The sequence below is a fragment of the Pseudomonas sp. FYR_5 genome, assembly GCF_043106315.1.
Classification (GTDB): Bacteria; Pseudomonadota; Gammaproteobacteria; order Pseudomonadales; family Pseudomonadaceae; genus Aquipseudomonas; species Aquipseudomonas putida_Y.
This window is the reverse complement of the sequence record NZ_JBICMK010000047.1, coordinates 74,375-91,393: the sequence shown is the minus strand read 5'-3', so window position 1 is coordinate 91,393 and position 17,019 is coordinate 74,375. Positions and strand designations below refer to the sequence as shown.

Sequence of the window (17,019 nt, the reverse complement as noted above, 5' to 3'; positions counted from 1 at the left end):
GTCCTCGGTCAGAAGGTGCGGCTGACAGTGAAGGCGATGAAGTCGCGGTCTTTGAGCGACTGTTCGAAGGTGTAGTGGTTATCGGCGTCGAGGAAGGTGTTCTCCGGGCCGTAGTAGTGCGTGTAGGTCAGACCCAAACTCCAGGTGTTGAGGTAGTTGCCTTTCAGGCCGATGTTCAGGTCACCGCCATGATCGGTACCAAAACCGGTGCCCAGCGCCATGGACGCGCCGTTGGTGTAGCTCGCGCCGATCGGCACCGACAGGTCGAGACCCGGTAAGATCTGCCGGTACATCGGTTCGAACACCAGGCGCAGGCTGGTGGCGTCACGGTCGGCGTTAGGGTCAACGGCATCGGCGTTCTTGCTCACGCTCATCACCCGGTTCCAGGCGATTTCGCCGAGGAAGCTCGACTCGGCAGCGATGAAGTTCGGCTCCAGGCTGGCAAGCCAGGAGAAGTTGGCGTGCAACGTGCGGCCGGTGGCGTAAACCGGGTTATCGTCATTGTCGATCGCCTCGCCCACGGCCAACGCATGCTGGTTGGTCGAGGCCAACGGCTGGTTCCAGCGCGTTGACAACTCACCGGCGAGGTTGAAGTTGCCAACGGTGGTGGAGAAGCTCGCACCGAACGCCTCGATACCCTCGGGATACACCCAGTAGAACTCGCCGGCCTTGCCGCTGACCGGGTCGAGGTTGGCGAAGTCCGGGCGTACGTTGAGTTGCGGCGACTTGTCGTGGAAGCGGATGGCGTATAGGCCCCAGTCGACAGTCTCGGTGCGCCAGCGCACCTGCACGCCGCCCTGCCCTGAGTCCTTGGCTTGCTTGTCGTTGCCGTGGAAGAACGCCAGAGGTTGGCCACCGGGGAACACCGGCGCGCCGACGAACATGCGCTCGGCGCCATCACCGAAGAAGTCGTCTGTGGAGAAATAGCTGCCCGCTGCCGGCAGGCGGTTGGCCTCCCACTCGAACTGGTAATAGGCCCCCACCGACACATCCGGCGTCAGTTGGAGTTGTCCGGAAATCTGCTGTACCGGACGGATCAGTTCCTTGAACTGCGTGTTGGGTACCGACAGCCCCTTGACCACGTCCACCGGAGCCATGCCGCCGGCAATGCCGTTCATGCCAAAGAACAGGCTCTCGCCCCACTGCATGGCGTATTGACCCAAACGGCCGGACAGAGGCATGTCGCCGATCTCGGTCTTGCCGAAGATAAAGGCGTCGAGCAGCTCGCCCTTGCGTCCATGCAGCTTGCGCGTGTCGTCGGTGAACGCGTCGTAGTCGACCGAATAACTGTTGGCACGGCCAGGATCGTTGTTGTCAGTCCCTTGGTTGTAGACATCGTCGTACCAGGCCGCGCCGCTGACCCGTGCGCCGACGTTGTCGTAGGTAATGTCCAGTTCCGACAGCAGGTCGAGGCGGTTGGAGATCAGGCCCTTGTCGAAGTTGCGGTCACCGTCGTCCAGGTTCAGCGCGGTCTGCCCTTCGGTGAGCTTGCTGCTCGCGTCCTGTGTACGCCAGGCGGCGCTGTATTTCAGGGTATTGTCCCAGCGCACCCGCAGGTCGGGGTTGCCGGTATCGAATTCGAAGGCCTGCGCCTGGCTTGCGGCCAGCGCGACAAGCGCCAGGCTGAGGGGCTTGAGCGCCGGTAACGGCCGTGTGAATGCACCTTTGCGAGTCAACATCGGGGTTTCCTCTTTCTTTTTATTGTGCGTCGGTGTTGGCATAGGGCCGGCGCGCCGACAAGGCAGGGCGTGCCGGGTACGGGGAGTCAAATCGGCTGCGCGGTGACCTCCAGCATGCGCTTGACCAGGCCGATGCGGTCGAAGGAAGGATCGCGCTGGATCTCCTTCACACCTGCCAGCAGGGACATTTCGCTGATGAACTTGCAGCGCTCGAAACGCCGGTCCATGAAACGCTGCAATTGCGCGTCCAGGCTGCCACCCGCGGTGAGCTCCTCGGCGAGCACCACGGCGTCCTCAATGGCCATGCCTGCACCCTGCCCCAGGTGTGGCGTGGTGGCATGGGCGGCATCCCCGATCAGCAGCACTCGACCGCAGTACCAGGGTTCGTCGACAAACACCGCTTCAAGCGGCTTGTAAACGACCCCGGCGTTGTCGACGATCTGCTCGCGCAATTCGCCGATCAGCCCGCCGAAACCGGCCAGGCGCTGGCGAAGGCCATCAGCCAAAGCAGCCGGTTCCATCCAGGGGTTGCCCGGCTCGTGGGAAGTGGTGAAGAGGTACATCAGGTCATCGGCCAGCGGCACCAGACCCGCGTTGCCAGAGGGCCCTTGGTAGTTGGCAAGGTGATCGATACCTGCCGCACGCGGGAAGTTGTAGCGCCACACCGACTGCCCGGTGAAACGCGGCTGATAACGATCACCGAACAGCAGGCTGCGGACTTTCGAGAACAACCCGTCGGCGCCGACCATGAGACCGTAGCGCCCCTGGCTGCCATCGGTGAACAGCACGTCCACTGCGCTGTCGTCTTGCTCGAAACTTTCCACCGAGGTGCCCAGGCGCACCTGGGTGCCCAGTTCGATGGCAGTTTCGCTCAACACCTTGTGCAGGGCGCGACGCGAGATACCCACATTGGCCGGATACTGCGGACCGGCCAGACGCTGGCCAGGGATGCGCGCCAGTTGCTGCCCTTCGGTGGTATAGATGGCCACGTCCTCGAAGGCGTAGGCCGCATCAAGGTAGGCTTCGAGCAGGCCCAGCCGGTGCATCTCGCGCACCACATTGCTCTGTTGAATGATGCCGACGCCGTAGACGGTCCACTCGGTTTTCAGCTCGACCAGATCGACGGCGACGCCCTTGCGGCGCAAGGCGATGGCGGCACACAGCCCGCCAATTCCGCCGCCCACGATCAACACGTTGTTCACAGTATTCATGGCATGTCTCACGTTTTGTTCTTGTTGTGCGCCCCGTCATGCGGGGCGGCCGTTTCCTGTGCCTATGCACAGCTTCCCGCCTGCGCCGGTCCATGACCAATCGCGTCGCGGGATGCGACCTATCGCGCGGCGCGATAGGTCAGCGATCGAGCTGCTCCAGCGGCAATAGCAGCCAGCCGTCCGCTTCCTTGTGATCGAGTGCCTCCAAGGCTTCGCCTCGGCAGGGGCCGTGAACGCAAGTGCCGTCTTCGGGCATGAAGCGCGCACCGTGGGCGTAGCAGACGATCCACTGGCCATCGGCGCTCAAAAAGCGGTTCTTGCGGTACTCCAGGGGCACCATCAAATGCGGGCAGAGGTTGCGGTAGACGCGTACCTGGCCCAGGTACCGCAGGGCGAACAGGCTGTCCGCGCCCCTGCCCTGTGGGTCGAAACCGCGCGCGTGACCCTCGCCCAGCTCATCGAGCCGGCACAGCTCCACCCACGCCATGTTTCAACCCTGCTTCGCAGGTGGGCCGCTGGGTGCCCATTTCTCCCGCGAGGCGAACAGGAACAGCTGCGAGTTGTCGGCCGACATCGGTGCCTGACGCGCCGCCCACGCGTCATCGTGCTTGTCCATGTCGGCGTCGTACTCGATGTGGCAGCCCAGCGGGCTGTTGAAGTACCAGAACCAGTTGGAACCCAGCAGGTGTCGGCCCGGGCCCCAGAAGCTGGTCCAGCCCTGCTGCTGGAAACGCGTACCGGCCAGCAGGACCTCGGTGCCGCTGCCCATATGGAAGGTGAAGTGCTCGCAACCCTGCATGTGCGGTGGGGTCTGGATCATGAACAGGCAGTGGTGATCGTCCATGGCGGCGGTGCGCATGAACGGGCCGACGCCTATGAAGCTGTCAGTGGTGACGAAGCCCAGGCGATCGCGGTAGAACGCTTCGCCCTTGGCCGCATCGGGTACGAAGTACACCACGTGGGACAAGGTGCGCGGCAACGCCGGCATGTCCGGGGCAATGCCCAGCTGGTTGATCGGGCGCTGCGGTGCGCTACCGGGGGCGTTGGTAAGGTCGGCCGGCGCGTCGAAGGGGCGACGGCAGGTCACCTGGAAGGCAATGGCAAAGCCCAGGTCGTCGAAGGTGTGCAACGCGCCGCTGGCGTCGCGCCGCACCTCGCGGTCACGGCCCAGCTCGTCGGCGATGGCCGCCAGATCGGTGCTCGACGCGACGCCGTAAACGGTCTCGCGCAGCGATGGGGTCGGCCCGAACGCTGGCGGCAGGCCAGGGTCGTCGCCGCGACGGATAATGATCGAGGTGCCGTCCAGCGCCTCGAAACGGCCACCGTCGCCGTCCAGTTGAACGGCATCGAGGCCATAGTCACGCAGGCAATCGGCACAGGCCTGGATATCGTCGACGCCAAACACCAGCGCGTCGAGACCAAGAATATTCATGGCTACCACTCCATTGAAATTGTTATTCGGCGAGGCAGGTCACCGGTAGTGGGTCGCGGCGGCACATCGGCCGTACGACTGGCGTGCAGGTTGCTCGGTGGCGGGGTGGCGTGACCAATCGCGAGTCAGAATGCGAGGCATCGGCAATCGCGATACCTGGGCCACAGCCCATGTACTGTGGCGTTGGCTAGGTATCGTGGCTTGAAGGTCTTGACGTAGCGGCAATGCAGCGGGAAGGTATCGCGAAAATAACTACAAGAACCGAGAGCTATCACCATGCGCTTTCACCACCTGGACTTGAACTTGCTGGTTGCCCTGGACATCCTGCTCGAGGAGCAAAACATCACACGCGCCGCTGAGCGCCTGCACATGACTCAATCGGCCACCAGTGGGGTGCTGGGGCGTTTGCGAACGTTTTTCGAGGATGAGTTGCTGGTGCAGGTCGGCCGCAAGATGCAGCCCACCCCCTATGCTCTGGAACTGGCCAAGCCGGTACGCGAGGTGCTGCTGACCATTCGCGCCTCGATAACGGCCAAGCCGGTGTTCGATCCGGCCGCCAGCAAGCGACACTTCCGCCTGGTGGCCTCGGACTACCTGATCAGTGTGGTATTCGCTCAGGTCATCCAGAAAATCCATCAGGAGGCGCCGCACATTACCTTCGAGATGATCGGCCCAGGCGACAGTAGCGCCGAATTGCTGATGCGAGGCGAGGTCGACATGATGATCGTGCCCGAGCGCTATCTCATCGAGGGCCATCCGGCGCAGCTGCTGTTCGAGGAAGATCATGTCTGCGTGGTGTGGCGCGACAACCCCGAGGTGGGCGAGCATCTGACACTTGAGCAGTACATGCAGATGGGCCACATCTCGGTAGGCTTTGGCCGCAACCGCCACTTGAGCATCGAGGACTGGTTCATGAACCAGTACGGCTTCAATCGGCGGCTGGAAGTCATCACCAACGACTTCAACACCCTGCCCCAGTTGTTGGTGGGCACCGTGCGGATCGCCACCATGCACCGCCGACTGGCCGAACTCTATGCCGGCTACCTGCCGTTGCGCCTGTTGCCACCGCCAGTGAAGATCCCGGTTATGCGCGAATTCATGCTGTGGCACCGCAGCATGGACGGCGACCCCATGCACAGATGGCTGCGCGAGCGCATCAGCGATGTCATTCAGTGCGCCAGCACGCAGCCAGATGCTCTGCGCGCCACCGCCTGAGCTGTGACCATCGCCCCAGACACCGCGACGGTGCTGGGGCATCGCGTTTCGCAATACCTCGCATCCCTGATCACGATTGGCCCCACCCTGCCCTGCCTGCGTACCTTGCCTTCAAACCGCGCCCTGCCTGTCGCTCAAGTGGGCGCCGGACTCCACGACCGCAGAAGGACAACAAGAATGTTCCGTTACTTCCCCACCAATTACGTCTGGAACCTCTCGGTGGACCTGGCCATTGAAATGGGTGCCCGCATGGGTGAAATCGAGGAAATGTGCGCACCGCTGCAGGAAGCCGCCAAACAGCCCGACGCCGCCGGCACCCAGGCCTTCCGGGAAATATGGTCGACCATGGCCGACAAGCTGTGCGGCTTGGCCGAAGAAGACGAAACCGCCGGCCGACGCTTGTCCGCCGGCGAAAAATACAACCGCGCGGCCACCTACTACCTCACCTGCGAACGCTTGCAGGCCCACGGCGCGCCGGGTCGTGCAGCCTTGTATCAGCGCTTCCTCGACACCTTCGCCCGCGGCATCGATTTGGCCAAGGAGAACTGTGAGCGCGTAGAGATCCCGTATGAAGGCAAGCACCTCTCGGGACTGCTGGTGCGCGCAGAGGGAGTGAGTGGCCCGGCACCGCTGCTGGTGCAAGTCAACGGGCTGGATTCGACCAAGGAAATGAAATACCGCGTCGGCCTGCCTGCTTGGCTGGCCAGGCGAGGCGTGTCTTCGCTGGTTGTCGACCAGCCCGGCACCGGCGAAGCGCTTCGCCTCCACGGCATGACTGCGCGCCATGACAGCGAACACTGGGCCAGCCGCATAGTGGACTGGCTGGAAACCCGCGCTGATGTCGATGCCAAGCGCATCGGCCTGGAAGGCGTTTCCCTGGGCGGCTACTACTGTCCGCGCGCAGTGGCGTTCGAACCGCGCTTTGCTTGCGGCGTGGTGTGGGGCGCCAACCACGACTGGCGCGACGTGCAGAAACGTCGCCTGGAGAAGGAAGGCAACTTCCCGGTGCCACACTACTGGGCGCATGTGCAATGGGTCTGGGGGGCGAAGGACCTGGACGACTTCATGCGCATCGCCGAAAACGTACACCTCGACGGTGTACTCGACCGTATCCACGTACCGTTTCTGGTCACCCACGGCGAGAAAGACTCGCAGATCCCGCTTAAATGGGCACACCGCACCTACGAGCAACTGGTCAACAGTCCGAAACGCGAACTGAAGATTTTCACTGGCCGTGAAGGCGGCGTGCAGCACTCGAGCTTCGACAACAGCATCAATGCCGGGCACTACATCGCCGACTGGATCGCCGAAACCCTTGGCGGCCACACGGCCTGATCGGCGCTGCCGGCCCTGGCTTCGACGGCGCCGATTGGCGCAGTACTTGTTTCTGCGCCAGAGAGCGCTAGGTATCGATGCCATCGATACCTGGCCATCAATAGCATCTGTTGGTGCCGGGCAGTCACCACGGCCTAGCCTTGCACCACCCCTCTAGATGAGAGAGCTCACCAATGAGTGCCCTGCACCTGCACTGCTCCACCCTGTTCGACGGCACTGGCCTGCACACCCGCCAACGTCAGACATTGATCATCGAAGGCGGCGTGATCCGCCATGTCGGGCCTTCCGCCGAGGCACCCCGTCCGCAACCCGGCGACCGTGAAGCCCACGGCCAGTTCGTCATGCCCGGGCTGGTGGACGTGCACACCCACCTGGCGTTTGGCAATTCCCAGAGCGAGGAAGACATCGACATCTGGACCAGCGACGAGTTTCGCGCCCTGCGGGGGCTGTTCTTCGCTCAGCACGTTCTGGCTGCCGGCGTGACGTCCATGGTCTGCCCTGGCGATAGTGGCCAACTCAGCATTGCCGTGCGCAATACGGTCAACGCCGGACTGTTCGAAGGCCCCCGTATCGCTGCAAGCAGCCGAGTCATCACCAATCGACAGAGCCTGAACGACTGGTTCCCCAGCCGCGTCGGCGCCCCTGAGTACTTCACCGCCGCGCTGGTCACCAGCCGTGACGATGCCATTGCCCAGATCCGCAAGCAGGCCAAGGACGGCGTGGACCTGATCAAGATCGCCATGGACGGCACTCACCGTCGCCCCAACGGCGAAATCATCGCCGCTTTCACCGCCGACGAGACCCGTGAGATGGTCTACGAAGCTCATCGCCTCGGCTGCCGGGTGGCTACCCACGCCTATGGCCGAGAAGCGGTGATGTACGCGGCCAAGGCTGGCGTCGACCTGGTGTTCCACGCCTTCTACATGGATGACGCCTGCATCGAAGCGCTGCTTGAGGCTGGCAGCGTGCTCGCTCCGACCATGACCTTCCCGCAGAACACCGTGGACTTCTGCCAGCCCCATGACCCCGCGGTCAGCACCGGCTACGCCGCCTATTGCGCCCGTACCCTCGAGCTCGGCGCGCCGGTACTCAAGCGCGCCAAGGCCGCCGGCGTACCCTTCGCCTGCGGCAGCGACAGCGGCTTTGCAGTGACGCCCTATGGCGAATGGCACGCGCGTGAACTGGAGCTGCTGGTACGGCACCTGGACTTCACCCCGGCCGAAGCGTTATTCGCCGCAACCCATGTCGGCGCACGCTTGATGCCGCGCGGCGAGACGCTCGGCACCCTGGAACCGGGCAAACAGGCCGACCTGCTGGTGCTCGACGGTTCGCCCCTGGACGACATCCGCATCCTTCAAGACCGCGATCGCCTGCAAGCGGTGTACAAGGCCGGCGAGCCGGTACGGCTGCAACGCACCGCCTACAACCCCAAGCAGGTGTCGGACTTCAATTCGCTGAAATGGACCGACCTCTACACCCGCGACCGCGTGTCCGAACTCGGCAAATGGAGGCTGTGAACATGACAACGCTCAACTTCGAGCTGGCAGTGCAACTGGCCGTCGCGACCCTGCACCAGGCACGCACTTTGAACCTGAAGCCTATGGCCGCAGCGGTGCTCGACAGCGCCGGCCACCCGTTGGCGGTGCTGCGCGATGAGCAGGCCAGCTACCTGCGGCCGCAGATCGCCACCGGCAAGGCCCGCGGCTGCCTGGGCCTGGGCTTCGGCGGCCGCGAACTGGCGCGCCGCGCCCAGACCATGCCGGCGTTCTTCGATGCCATCAACAGCCTCACCGGTGGCGAGGTGATTCCGGTTGCAGGCGGCGTTCTTCTGCGCGATGCAGAAGGCCGCCTACTGGGCGCGATCGGCGTCAGTGGCGATACCTCGGACAACGATGAGCGGTGCGCGCTGCTGGCCATCGAAGCGCTCGGGCTGATCGGCGACAGCGGCGATCTTCAGCCCTGAGCCAACGCCTTGGCCTGTTCCACCAGCAATTGGCGGAGCCAGGCCAAGGCGAGGTCGCTCGCCGGCTGCGGATCCCACTGGAGGACTTGGGATGCTGCTGACGCAGCAATGGCCGAGGCGAACGGCTCGCAGCCAGGACTTGATCCTGACCCGGTAAAGCTCCGTCTTGTGCCCAGGATTCTCTAGGGCCACCATAGGCGATCTTCAATAGATCATTGGCTAATGCATGACACTGGAAAATTACCAGGCAATCGCTGAAAGCATTGCCCTGCTGCTGTACCCCCACGCGGAAGTCGTCATTCATGAGATACGCAGCCAGACAATCGTTCATATCGCCAATAATTTCTCACATCGCAAGCTCGGCGATGATTCGGCACTCGGTCCAGAACTGGGGGACCTTTTGAAGGGTACCAACCTTGGTCCTTACGAGAAGCTCAACTGGAACGGTCAGAAGGTCCGCTCGATCAGTGCTGTGCTGCACAATCCGCAAGGCGAAGCCGAGTATCTGATGTGCATCAATCTGAACGTGTCGGTGCTGGAGCAGGCGCGTGTGGCATTGGATGCGTTCTTCCAGATGAGTCGGCTGGAGCCGCAACCGGATGCGTTGTTCCGCAACGATTGGCAGGAGCGCATCAACACCTTCCTGCAAGCGTGGCTGCAAGCGCATAACCTGTCGCTGCAGACCTTGAAGATGAAGGACAAACGCAACCTTGTCCTGGCCTTGCATGCCGAGGGTGCATTCGAGGGGCGCAGCGGCGCCGATTACGTTGCCAACGTCCTCAGCATGGGGCGGGCCACCGTGTACAAATACCTGAAGGAAGTCAGGGCCTAGGCGGTATTGCCTGGCTGTAGGCACACGCTCTTGCTATTGGTGGAATATAATTCTATTGTGGACAAATTATCCATATGCCTGCAAGGACCCGTCATGCCAGCCACCCCGTCCGTTGATGCCCAGTTCCTTGATACATTGCACCAAAACATTCAGGAGGCCCATGCGGCGCTCCGCCCGGCCGTCAGCATTACCCCGCTCTTGCACAGCCCTCGTTTGTCGGCACTGACCGGCTGTGAAGTGCTGCTCAAATGCGAACACCTGCAGCACACCGGTTCATTCAAGTTTCGCGGTGCCAGCAACAAGGTGCGCCTGTTGCCGGCCGAGGCGCGCAAGCAGGGGGTGATAGCCGCCTCTTCCGGTAACCATGGGCAGGCCCTGGCCCTCGCCGGCAAGATGGCTGGCGTGCCAGTGAAGGTCTACACCACCACGGGCGCGTCGGCATACAAAACAGAGGCAATGCGCGCGCTGGGCGCCGAAGTGGTCTGCCTGCCCACCGACCCGCTGAGTGCAGAGCTGGAAGCAGCCAGGCAAGCCAAGGCCCAGGGCGTCCCCTTCGTGTCACCCTACAACGACCTGCAAGTCATTGCCGGCCAGGGCACCATCGGCATGGAGCTGTTCGAGCAGGCGCCAGACCTGGACGCGGTGTTCGTTGCCGTGGGCGGTGGCGGGATGATTTCCGGCATCGGCGCCGCCTTGCGCGTACTCAAGCCGGGCATCGAGATCATCGGCTGCTGGCCGGCGAATGACCCGACGTTGCAGCAATCGCTCAAGGCCGGTGAAATCATCGAAGTGGATGCCTGCGAAACGCTGTCCGATGGCACGGCTGGCGGCGTAGAGCCAGGTTCGGTCACCTTCCCGCTTTGCCAGGCACTGCTCACCGATACCGTGCTGGTCAGCGAGGACGAAATCCGCTGTGCCATGCGCGAGATCGCCAGCAGTGAGCGCTGGATCATCGAAGGCGCTGCAGCGGTGGCGGTCGCCGGCATGCAAAAGCTCGCCGAGCGCTATCAGGGCAAGCGTGTCGCGGTGATCCTGTGTGGCCGTAACATCCTGCTGGAAAAGTTCCTCGAGGCCATTCAATGAAGGTCTTCAGCAAGGCGCAGATCATCGCCCGCTTCAACCCGGAGCTGGCAGTAAGCCAACTGGAGGAAGGCTTCATCGCCTACTCCGAAGGCAAGGTGCAGGTACCGCCCGTGCAGGGCTTCGCATTCAAGGGCGGGAACGGTGACTGTTGCGTGAAGTCGGCCTACATCGAAGGCAGCCCGACCTTCACCGTCAAGCTTTCGACAGGCTTCTACGACAATCCGTCCAAGGGCCTGCCGAGCAATGACGGCCTGATGCTTGTGCTGTCTGCACACACCGGTCAGCCGCTGGCACTGCTGCAGGACCAAGGCTGGCTGACTGCCATGCGCACCGCGTTGGCCGGGCGTATCGCCGCCCGGCTGCTGGCGCCATCCCAGGTCAAGGCCATTGGCATCCTCGGCACCGGCATGCAGGCGCAGATGCAGCTTGAGCAGCTTCGCGCTGTGACCGACTGCCGCCAGGTGATTGTCTGGGGCCGGCATGAACGCGGGCTTGCGGCCTATACGGCATTTGCCCGCGAGCTGGGCTTCGCAGTGCACAGCACGCAGGATGCTGCCGAGGTTGCGGGCGCTGCAAACCTGATCGTCTGCACCACGCCTTCTCGCCAGGCGCTGTTGCACAGCGATTGGGTCCAGCCGGGTACGCATATCACCGCCGTCGGTGCCGATGCGCCCGGCAAGCAGGAGCTGGATCCGGCACTGGTGGCCAGGGCAGACCGTATCATCGTCGACGCCATCGCCCAGTGCAGCCAGTACGGCGAAGTGGCCCATGCCCTCGGCAGCGGCCGGATCGACGCTAACCAGCTGATCGAGCTGGGTACGCTGCTGGCTGGCCGCGCCAAGGGGCGTGAGCACGACAGCCAGATTACCCTGGCGGACCTGACCGGTGTGGCAGTGCAGGATGCGCAAGTCGCAAGCTACGCCCTGGCAGCCCTGTGCACCTGAGGCGACAACAGCGTCAGCGCAAACGTTGCACCTGCGCTGGCGTGCGCTGCATCAGTACCTTGCCATTGCGTACCGATACCAAAGCGTGCCCCTGGCTGCGCACCATCTCGTAATCATCCGGCGCCGACAGCAGCAACAGGTTCGCCGGCCGCCCCACCTCGATGCCATAGCGCTCGCCCAGGTTCAGGGTGCGGGCGCTGTTCTCGGTAATCAGGTCCAGGCAGCGCTGCAGGTCTTCATAGCCGAGCATGTGGCAGATGTGCAGGCCTGCTTCGAGAATGCGCAGGATGTTGCCATTGCCCAGCGGGTACCACGGGTCGACGATGGAATCCTGGCCGAAGCACACGTTCATGCCGGCGCGGTCAATCTCGGCGACGCGGGTAACGCCACGACGTTTCGGGTAGTTGTCGAAGCGCCCTTGCAGGTGAATGCTCTCGGTCGGGCACGACACAAAGTTGATGCCCGACAGCTTGAGCAGGCGGAACAGCTTGTAGCAATACGCATTGTCATACGAGCCCATGGCCACGGTGTGGCTGGCCGTGACCCGGGCCCCCATGCCGCGTACCCGCGCTTCTTCGGCCAACACTTCGAGGAAGCGCGATTGCGGGTCGTCGGTCTCGTCGCAGTGCACGTCCACCAGGCAGCCGGTACGCTCGGCCAGGTCCATCAGGAACTTCACCGACGATACCCCCTGGTCGCGGGTATTTTCGAAATGCGGAATGCCGCCGACGACGTCGGCGCCAATTGCCACGGCCTCAGTCATCAGCGCCCGGCCGTTGGCGTACGACTCGATACCCTCCTGCGGGAAGGCGACAATCTGCAGGTCGATCAGCTCACGCACTTCGTCACGCACCTCGACCATGGCCTTGAGCGCGGTGAGTTTCGGGTCGGTCACATCGACGTGGGTGCGCACATGCTGGATACCGTGGTCCACCAGCATGCCGATGGTTTTTTTCGCACGGGTCTTGATGTCGTCGTGGGTGGTGATTTCCTTGCGCTCGGACCAGCGCTCAATGCCTTCGAACAACGTGCCGCTCATGTTCCACTTCGGCTCACCAGCGGTCAGCGTGGCATCCAGATGAATGTGCGGCTCGACAAAGGGCGCGACCACCAGGTTTTGCCCGGCGTCCAGGTCATTGACCGTAGCGGGCGCCACGGCGTCGGTCTGGGGCACGATGGCGGCAATGCGCTCGCCGTTCAGTTCGACGCGGAACAGGCCAGGCTTGCCGCGCAGGCGTGCGTTGATAATGTTCATGCTGTTACTCCTTGCCGTGGGCTTCGCTCATGCGCCATACCAGCATGGCGACCGAAGCATTCATGCGAAAAAGCGGGTCGTCCAGCGACTGCCCGCTCAGTTGTTCGATGCGCTGGATGCGCTGATTGATGGTGTTGCGGTGCAGCCCCAGGCGTTGTGCGGCCTTGAGCCCGTTGCCATTTTCCATTAGCAAGGCGTCGAGGGTATGCACCAGGGCATTGGCGTGTTTGCGCCCGGGGGCGATCAGCGGGCCGAGGGTGCGGCTGACGAAATCGTCGATCAGCGAGCGGTCGACAATACCTTGCAGCAGGCGCAGGACGCCAAGCTCGCTGAAGTTGCAATAGCCGTTGACCGGGCGCAGATGCTGCGCTACATCCAGCGCCTGGCGTGCCTCGTTGAGGGCCTGGCGGTAATGCGCGCAATCGTCAGCGAGGCTCGACAGGCCCATGTAAAGGCCCAGTTCACCTGTCGCGGCTTGCAACTGCCGGTACAGCGCACCCAACGTCTCGGGTAAGTCGTGCGTATCGGCCAGCAGCACCACGAACAGGTCGCCCGGCAGTTGCGCTGTCACACTGTCAGGCCGCTGGCGGCACCAGGCTTCCAGCTGGTCTTCCAGGGCCTGCCGGGTGGCTTGCCAGGTACGCTCGCCGTGGGCCAGCCCTTGGCGCTCGAACAAGGCGTCCACGCCCGTCAGGCGCAACGCCAGCAGGCGCCGCGGCTTGTCCAGCGCCAGTTGCAGGTGCGCTGCACGCTGCCGGGCAATCGCCAGGCTCGGGTAGTCGCCCGTCAGCAGTTGGCCAAGGATGTCGTTGCGCGAGCGGCGCACCTGGCTCATCTGCACCAGTGCAGTGCCGATCAGGTGGGTGACCACCACCATCTTCAGCGCGTAGGGCTGTTCGATCAGCGGCAAGCCCAGTTGCTCGGCGCGCGCGATCACGGGCGCCGGGATGCTCTGGATGAAACTGCCGCCGGTGAGAATCACCATGCCGGCAATGCCCACGGCGTCGCCATCCTCCACCAGGCTCAGCAGGTTGGCTTCGCCGCGCGGGTGGTTGATGCCGGTGACGAACACCAGTTCGCCGCCCATCACCCATTCGGCGATACCCTCGTTCTCCGCCACGTAAGGCCAGCGTACCCGCCGTTGCAGGTTGCGCGCCCCGGCCCGCACATGCATTTCGTGCAGGCCGGGCAAACGCAGGATCTCGTCCAGCGCCAGGCTCACGGCTCGACACCCGCCTGGCGTGGCGCCCGGCGGCGTGCGCCCAGCTCCAGAATGACGATGTAGCACACTGCCGAGGCGGCGATGCCCACCAGCGGCGCGACCCACGGTGAGGCATAGGCCAGTACAGCGCCCACGGCATAGGCAAGCAGCCCGGTGAGGTTGTAGCGTGGCAGGTTTGCCGCACCCAGCGCCGGGTATTTGCCGCGGTGGCGATACCAGAAGTCAGCCATGATCACCCCACCCACCGGCGGAATGATCGACCCCAGCAGCACCAGGAACGGGATCAGCATTTCGTACATGCCACCCATCGCCAGCACAATCCCAACTCCGGCCGCCACCAGGGTTGCCGTGCGCCGGCGCTCACTGCGCAACAAATGGCAGGCGGCGGCCGACACGTTGTAGATGGTCGGCCCCTGAATGGTCCACAGGTTCAGGCACAGCATCACCACCGCTGCGAACGACAGACCCTGCAGCATCATCACGTCGACGATATCGGCCTGCTGGTAAACCATCGCGCACCACGCGCCGGCCACCACCATCAGGCCGTTGCCAAGGAGGAATGCCACCACGCTGGCGGTCACCGCTACCCGGCCACTGCGTGCCAGCCGTGTCCAGTTGGTGGCCTGGGTGGCGCCGCTGGCGAAGGTGCCGAAGACCATGGTGACTGCCGCCGAAAAGGTCATGGTTTCATGCGGGACGACTGCAGCCAGGCCGGCAAAGCCACCGGCATCACGGGTGGCGATGTACATGGACACCAACAGCAGCACGAACATCAATGGCACCGACACCCGCGACAACACATCCAGCCCCTTGAAACCGATGATGGCCGTAATGCTGAAACCCAGCCCGAACAGCACCATCAAAGGCATGCCGAAGCCATCCGCCAGCCCCAGCAGCTTGACCAGCACGATGGCCACCGTAGCCGTGCCCCAGGCATACCAGCCCAGTTCGGCAAAACCCAGCAGAAAATCCGAGAGCCGGCTCCCCGCTTCACCGAAACAGAAGCGCCCCATCAGCACGGTGTTCAGCCCGCTGCGCGAGGCGATGAAGGCCAGCACTGCGGCATACAAGGCAAGCAGGCTGTTGCCAAGGGTAGCCACCCACAGCATGTCGACAAAACTGAATGCCATGCCCAGCTTGCCGCCGGCGAACATCGTGCCGGTAAAGAAGGTGAAGCTGAACAAGACCATCGCGATCGGCAGCAGGCCCCTACGGGCGGACTGCGGGGCTTCGCTGAGGGGGAATTCGTTGGGTGAGCTCATTGCACGGGTGCTCCGGGTGTGTAGTCGGGAGCAGAAAGAGCAATATGCGGGCCGCTTTTTTTACTGCGCCGCCACCCGGAAAAATCGGGCTGGTCGCCCAGAAATCCATATGCACTGTGCACATTAAAGCCGCGATCTGACGATTTGAAGTGTGCGGGACGACTTATTTTGAGGCGTTCATGCACCAAAGCGGGCTCAGGCTGGGTAGTAATCACCCAGCCCACGGCGGTTTACACGATCCCGTCCAGCCCCATCTGCCAGAAATCAGCCTCCAGGCTGGAGGCCTGGCCAAAAATCCCTGCCAGTTCGGCGAACCGCTGTTCGGTCATGCTGCGCGCTGCCAGTTCGTCCAGGTGCTTGCGCGCTGCTGCGGCCACCCCTTGGTAGCCCTCCCCGGCATACTCGCCAATCCACTCGCGGTAGGGGTGATTGCTCAAGTCGCCAATGCGCTCGGCCAGGGTCCGGCCGATTTCGGCATAGCCGATCACGCAAGGTGCCAGTGCCACATGCAGCTCCAGCAGGTCGCCGGCAGCGCCGCAGTCCAGCACGTAACGGGTGTATGCCACCGTGGCCTGGTGCTCTGGCGCGGCTTCGATGTCTGCCTGGGTCAAGCCCCAGCGCGCGCACAGGCGCAAGTGCAGCTCTGTTTCATCCAGGATCGCCGCCAGCCCGGCCTGCGCCGCGCGAATGTCGGTCGGGCGACGGCTCTTGTAGGCGGCCAGCGCCCAGGCGCGGGCGAACTGGATCAGGAACAGGTAATCCTGCACAAGGTAGGTTCGGAACGCTTCCTCGCTCAGCGTGCCCTCGCCCATCTGACGCACGAAGTCATGGTCTACGTAGCTGTTCCATTGTGGCGTGGCGGCGGCCTTGAGGCGCTCGAAGATATCCATGCTCATTTGCCCTCCGGGTACACTGCATCGAAGAAAGCCAGCTCCAGCGCCACGGTGCGCTGGTAGAAGTCACTGGCCAATGCGGCCTCCTGCGGGCCGACGCGGTCCAGTTCGGCCTGCAGGAAAGCGACGAATGCCTGGAACGCCGGGTTGTCGTGCAGGGTAATCCACTCGGCATGGACGAAGTTGTCCGGCATCGGTTTCGGCGCCTTGAGCGCCCAGTCCAGGTACAGGCCTTCGGCAACGTTCAGCACCGCCAGTGCCGCTGCATAGGAACGGGTGGCTGCCGCTTCGCGCATGATCGCCTTGAAACCTGCGGTAGGCGCGGTATCGGCCGGTTCACTGCGTTGCGCCGGGCTGACACCCAGGGCCTCGAAGGCACGCAGGAAATAGGTGTTCTCGTCACTGGAGATCATCCCGGCAAAGCGGCCGAAGCGCAGGCGGGCTTCAAACGTGTCAGCGGTGGCGATCGCCGCGCCCAGCAGGGTCAGGAAGCTGTCGAGAAAACGGTGGTCCTGAACCAGGTAGCTGACCATGATCGGGTCAGGCAGGCTGCCGTCGCACAATTGGGTCACGAAACGGTGGCCAACGGCCGCCGACCAGGTCGGCTCGCACTGGCGGCGCAGGGACTGGCTGAAACGTTCGGTCATGTTGCTGTCCTTGATGAGGGTGACAGCGAGACCTTGAAAGTTGGCA

The 17,019-nt window shown here is 63.4% G+C and carries 16 protein-coding genes; 7 read left to right on the top strand and 9 right to left on the bottom strand.

Annotation, left to right across the window (positions count from 1 at the left end):
- Positions 1–8 precede the first annotated feature (8 nt).
- The 4 genes from ACF8RA_RS06420 to ACF8RA_RS06405 all read right to left on the bottom strand — a co-directional run bounded on the left by ACF8RA_RS06420 (position 9) and on the right by ACF8RA_RS06405 (position 4,322).
- Complete coding sequence (locus tag ACF8RA_RS06420) at positions 9–1,679, bottom strand: DUF1302 domain-containing protein (protein ID WP_392461311.1); 1,671 nt, start codon at positions 1,677–1,679, stop codon at positions 9–11.
- A gap of 86 nt (positions 1,680–1,765) precedes the next feature.
- Entirely contained in the window at positions 1,766–2,890 is a 1,125-nt protein-coding gene (locus ACF8RA_RS06415; RefSeq protein ID WP_392461308.1) for an FAD-dependent oxidoreductase, read from the bottom strand.
- A gap of 139 nt (positions 2,891–3,029) precedes the next feature.
- Positions 3,030–3,377: a Rieske 2Fe-2S domain-containing protein gene (locus tag ACF8RA_RS06410; protein ID WP_128573762.1), complete on the bottom strand. Its 348-nt coding sequence runs from the start codon at positions 3,375–3,377 to the stop codon at positions 3,030–3,032.
- 3 nt (positions 3,378–3,380) lie between these two features.
- Positions 3,381–4,322: a VOC family protein gene (locus tag ACF8RA_RS06405; protein WP_392461307.1), complete on the bottom strand. Its 942-nt coding sequence runs from the start codon at positions 4,320–4,322 to the stop codon at positions 3,381–3,383.
- A gap of 276 nt (positions 4,323–4,598) precedes the next feature.
- Here ACF8RA_RS06405 and ACF8RA_RS06400 point away from each other — a divergent pair, with 276 nt between their 5' ends.
- The 7 genes from ACF8RA_RS06400 (at position 4,599) to ACF8RA_RS06370 (ending at position 11,694) form a co-directional block, all read left to right on the top strand.
- Entirely contained in the window at positions 4,599–5,537 is a 939-nt protein-coding gene (locus tag ACF8RA_RS06400) for a LysR family transcriptional regulator (protein ID WP_020191687.1), read from the top strand.
- A gap of 177 nt (positions 5,538–5,714) precedes the next feature.
- Entirely contained in the window at positions 5,715–6,872 is a 1,158-nt protein-coding gene (locus ACF8RA_RS06395; RefSeq protein ID WP_392461306.1) for an alpha/beta hydrolase family protein, read from the top strand.
- Between the two features lie 173 nt (positions 6,873–7,045).
- Positions 7,046–8,389 (top strand): amidohydrolase family protein, encoded by a 1,344-nt coding sequence (locus tag ACF8RA_RS06390; protein WP_392461304.1) that lies wholly within the window; start codon positions 7,046–7,048, stop codon positions 8,387–8,389.
- Between the two features lie 2 nt (positions 8,390–8,391).
- On the top strand, positions 8,392–8,835 hold the full coding sequence (locus tag ACF8RA_RS06385) for a heme-binding protein (protein WP_392461302.1): 444 nt from the start codon (positions 8,392–8,394) through the stop codon (positions 8,833–8,835).
- Positions 8,836–9,061: 226 nt separating this feature from the next.
- Positions 9,062–9,667, top strand: coding sequence for a transcriptional regulator (locus ACF8RA_RS06380; protein WP_010954077.1), 606 nt, complete (start codon positions 9,062–9,064; stop codon positions 9,665–9,667).
- Between the two features lie 93 nt (positions 9,668–9,760).
- Complete coding sequence (locus ACF8RA_RS06375; RefSeq protein ID WP_392518938.1) at positions 9,761–10,750, top strand: threonine/serine dehydratase; 990 nt, start codon at positions 9,761–9,763, stop codon at positions 10,748–10,750.
- Positions 10,747–11,694, top strand: coding sequence for an ornithine cyclodeaminase family protein (locus ACF8RA_RS06370; RefSeq protein ID WP_392518937.1), 948 nt, complete (start codon positions 10,747–10,749; stop codon positions 11,692–11,694). Before ACF8RA_RS06375 ends, ACF8RA_RS06370 begins: the two co-directional genes overlap by 4 nt.
- Before the next feature lie 13 nt (positions 11,695–11,707).
- Here the strand turns inward: ACF8RA_RS06370 and codA are convergent, their stop codons facing one another.
- From codA to ACF8RA_RS06345, 5 genes are all read right to left on the bottom strand, one after another.
- Positions 11,708–12,949, bottom strand: a complete 1,242-nt coding sequence (gene codA, locus ACF8RA_RS06365) for a cytosine deaminase (RefSeq protein ID WP_176684251.1) — start codon at positions 12,947–12,949, stop codon at positions 11,708–11,710.
- Between the two features lie 4 nt (positions 12,950–12,953).
- Entirely contained in the window at positions 12,954–14,171 is a 1,218-nt protein-coding gene (locus ACF8RA_RS06360; RefSeq protein WP_392461297.1) for a PucR family transcriptional regulator, read from the bottom strand.
- A complete protein-coding gene (codB, locus tag ACF8RA_RS06355; protein ID WP_176684253.1) occupies positions 14,168–15,433 on the bottom strand; it encodes a cytosine permease in 1,266 nt (421 codons plus the stop codon). The genes ACF8RA_RS06360 and codB overlap by 4 nt, the downstream gene beginning before the upstream one ends.
- A 230-nt stretch (positions 15,434–15,663) precedes the next feature.
- Positions 15,664–16,329, bottom strand: coding sequence for a thiaminase II (gene tenA, locus ACF8RA_RS06350; protein ID WP_176684254.1), 666 nt, complete (start codon positions 16,327–16,329; stop codon positions 15,664–15,666).
- Positions 16,326–16,973 (bottom strand): TenA family protein, encoded by a 648-nt coding sequence (locus tag ACF8RA_RS06345; RefSeq protein ID WP_176684255.1) that lies wholly within the window; start codon positions 16,971–16,973, stop codon positions 16,326–16,328. Before ACF8RA_RS06345 ends, tenA begins: the two co-directional genes overlap by 4 nt.
- Positions 16,974–17,019: the final 46 nt, after the last annotated feature.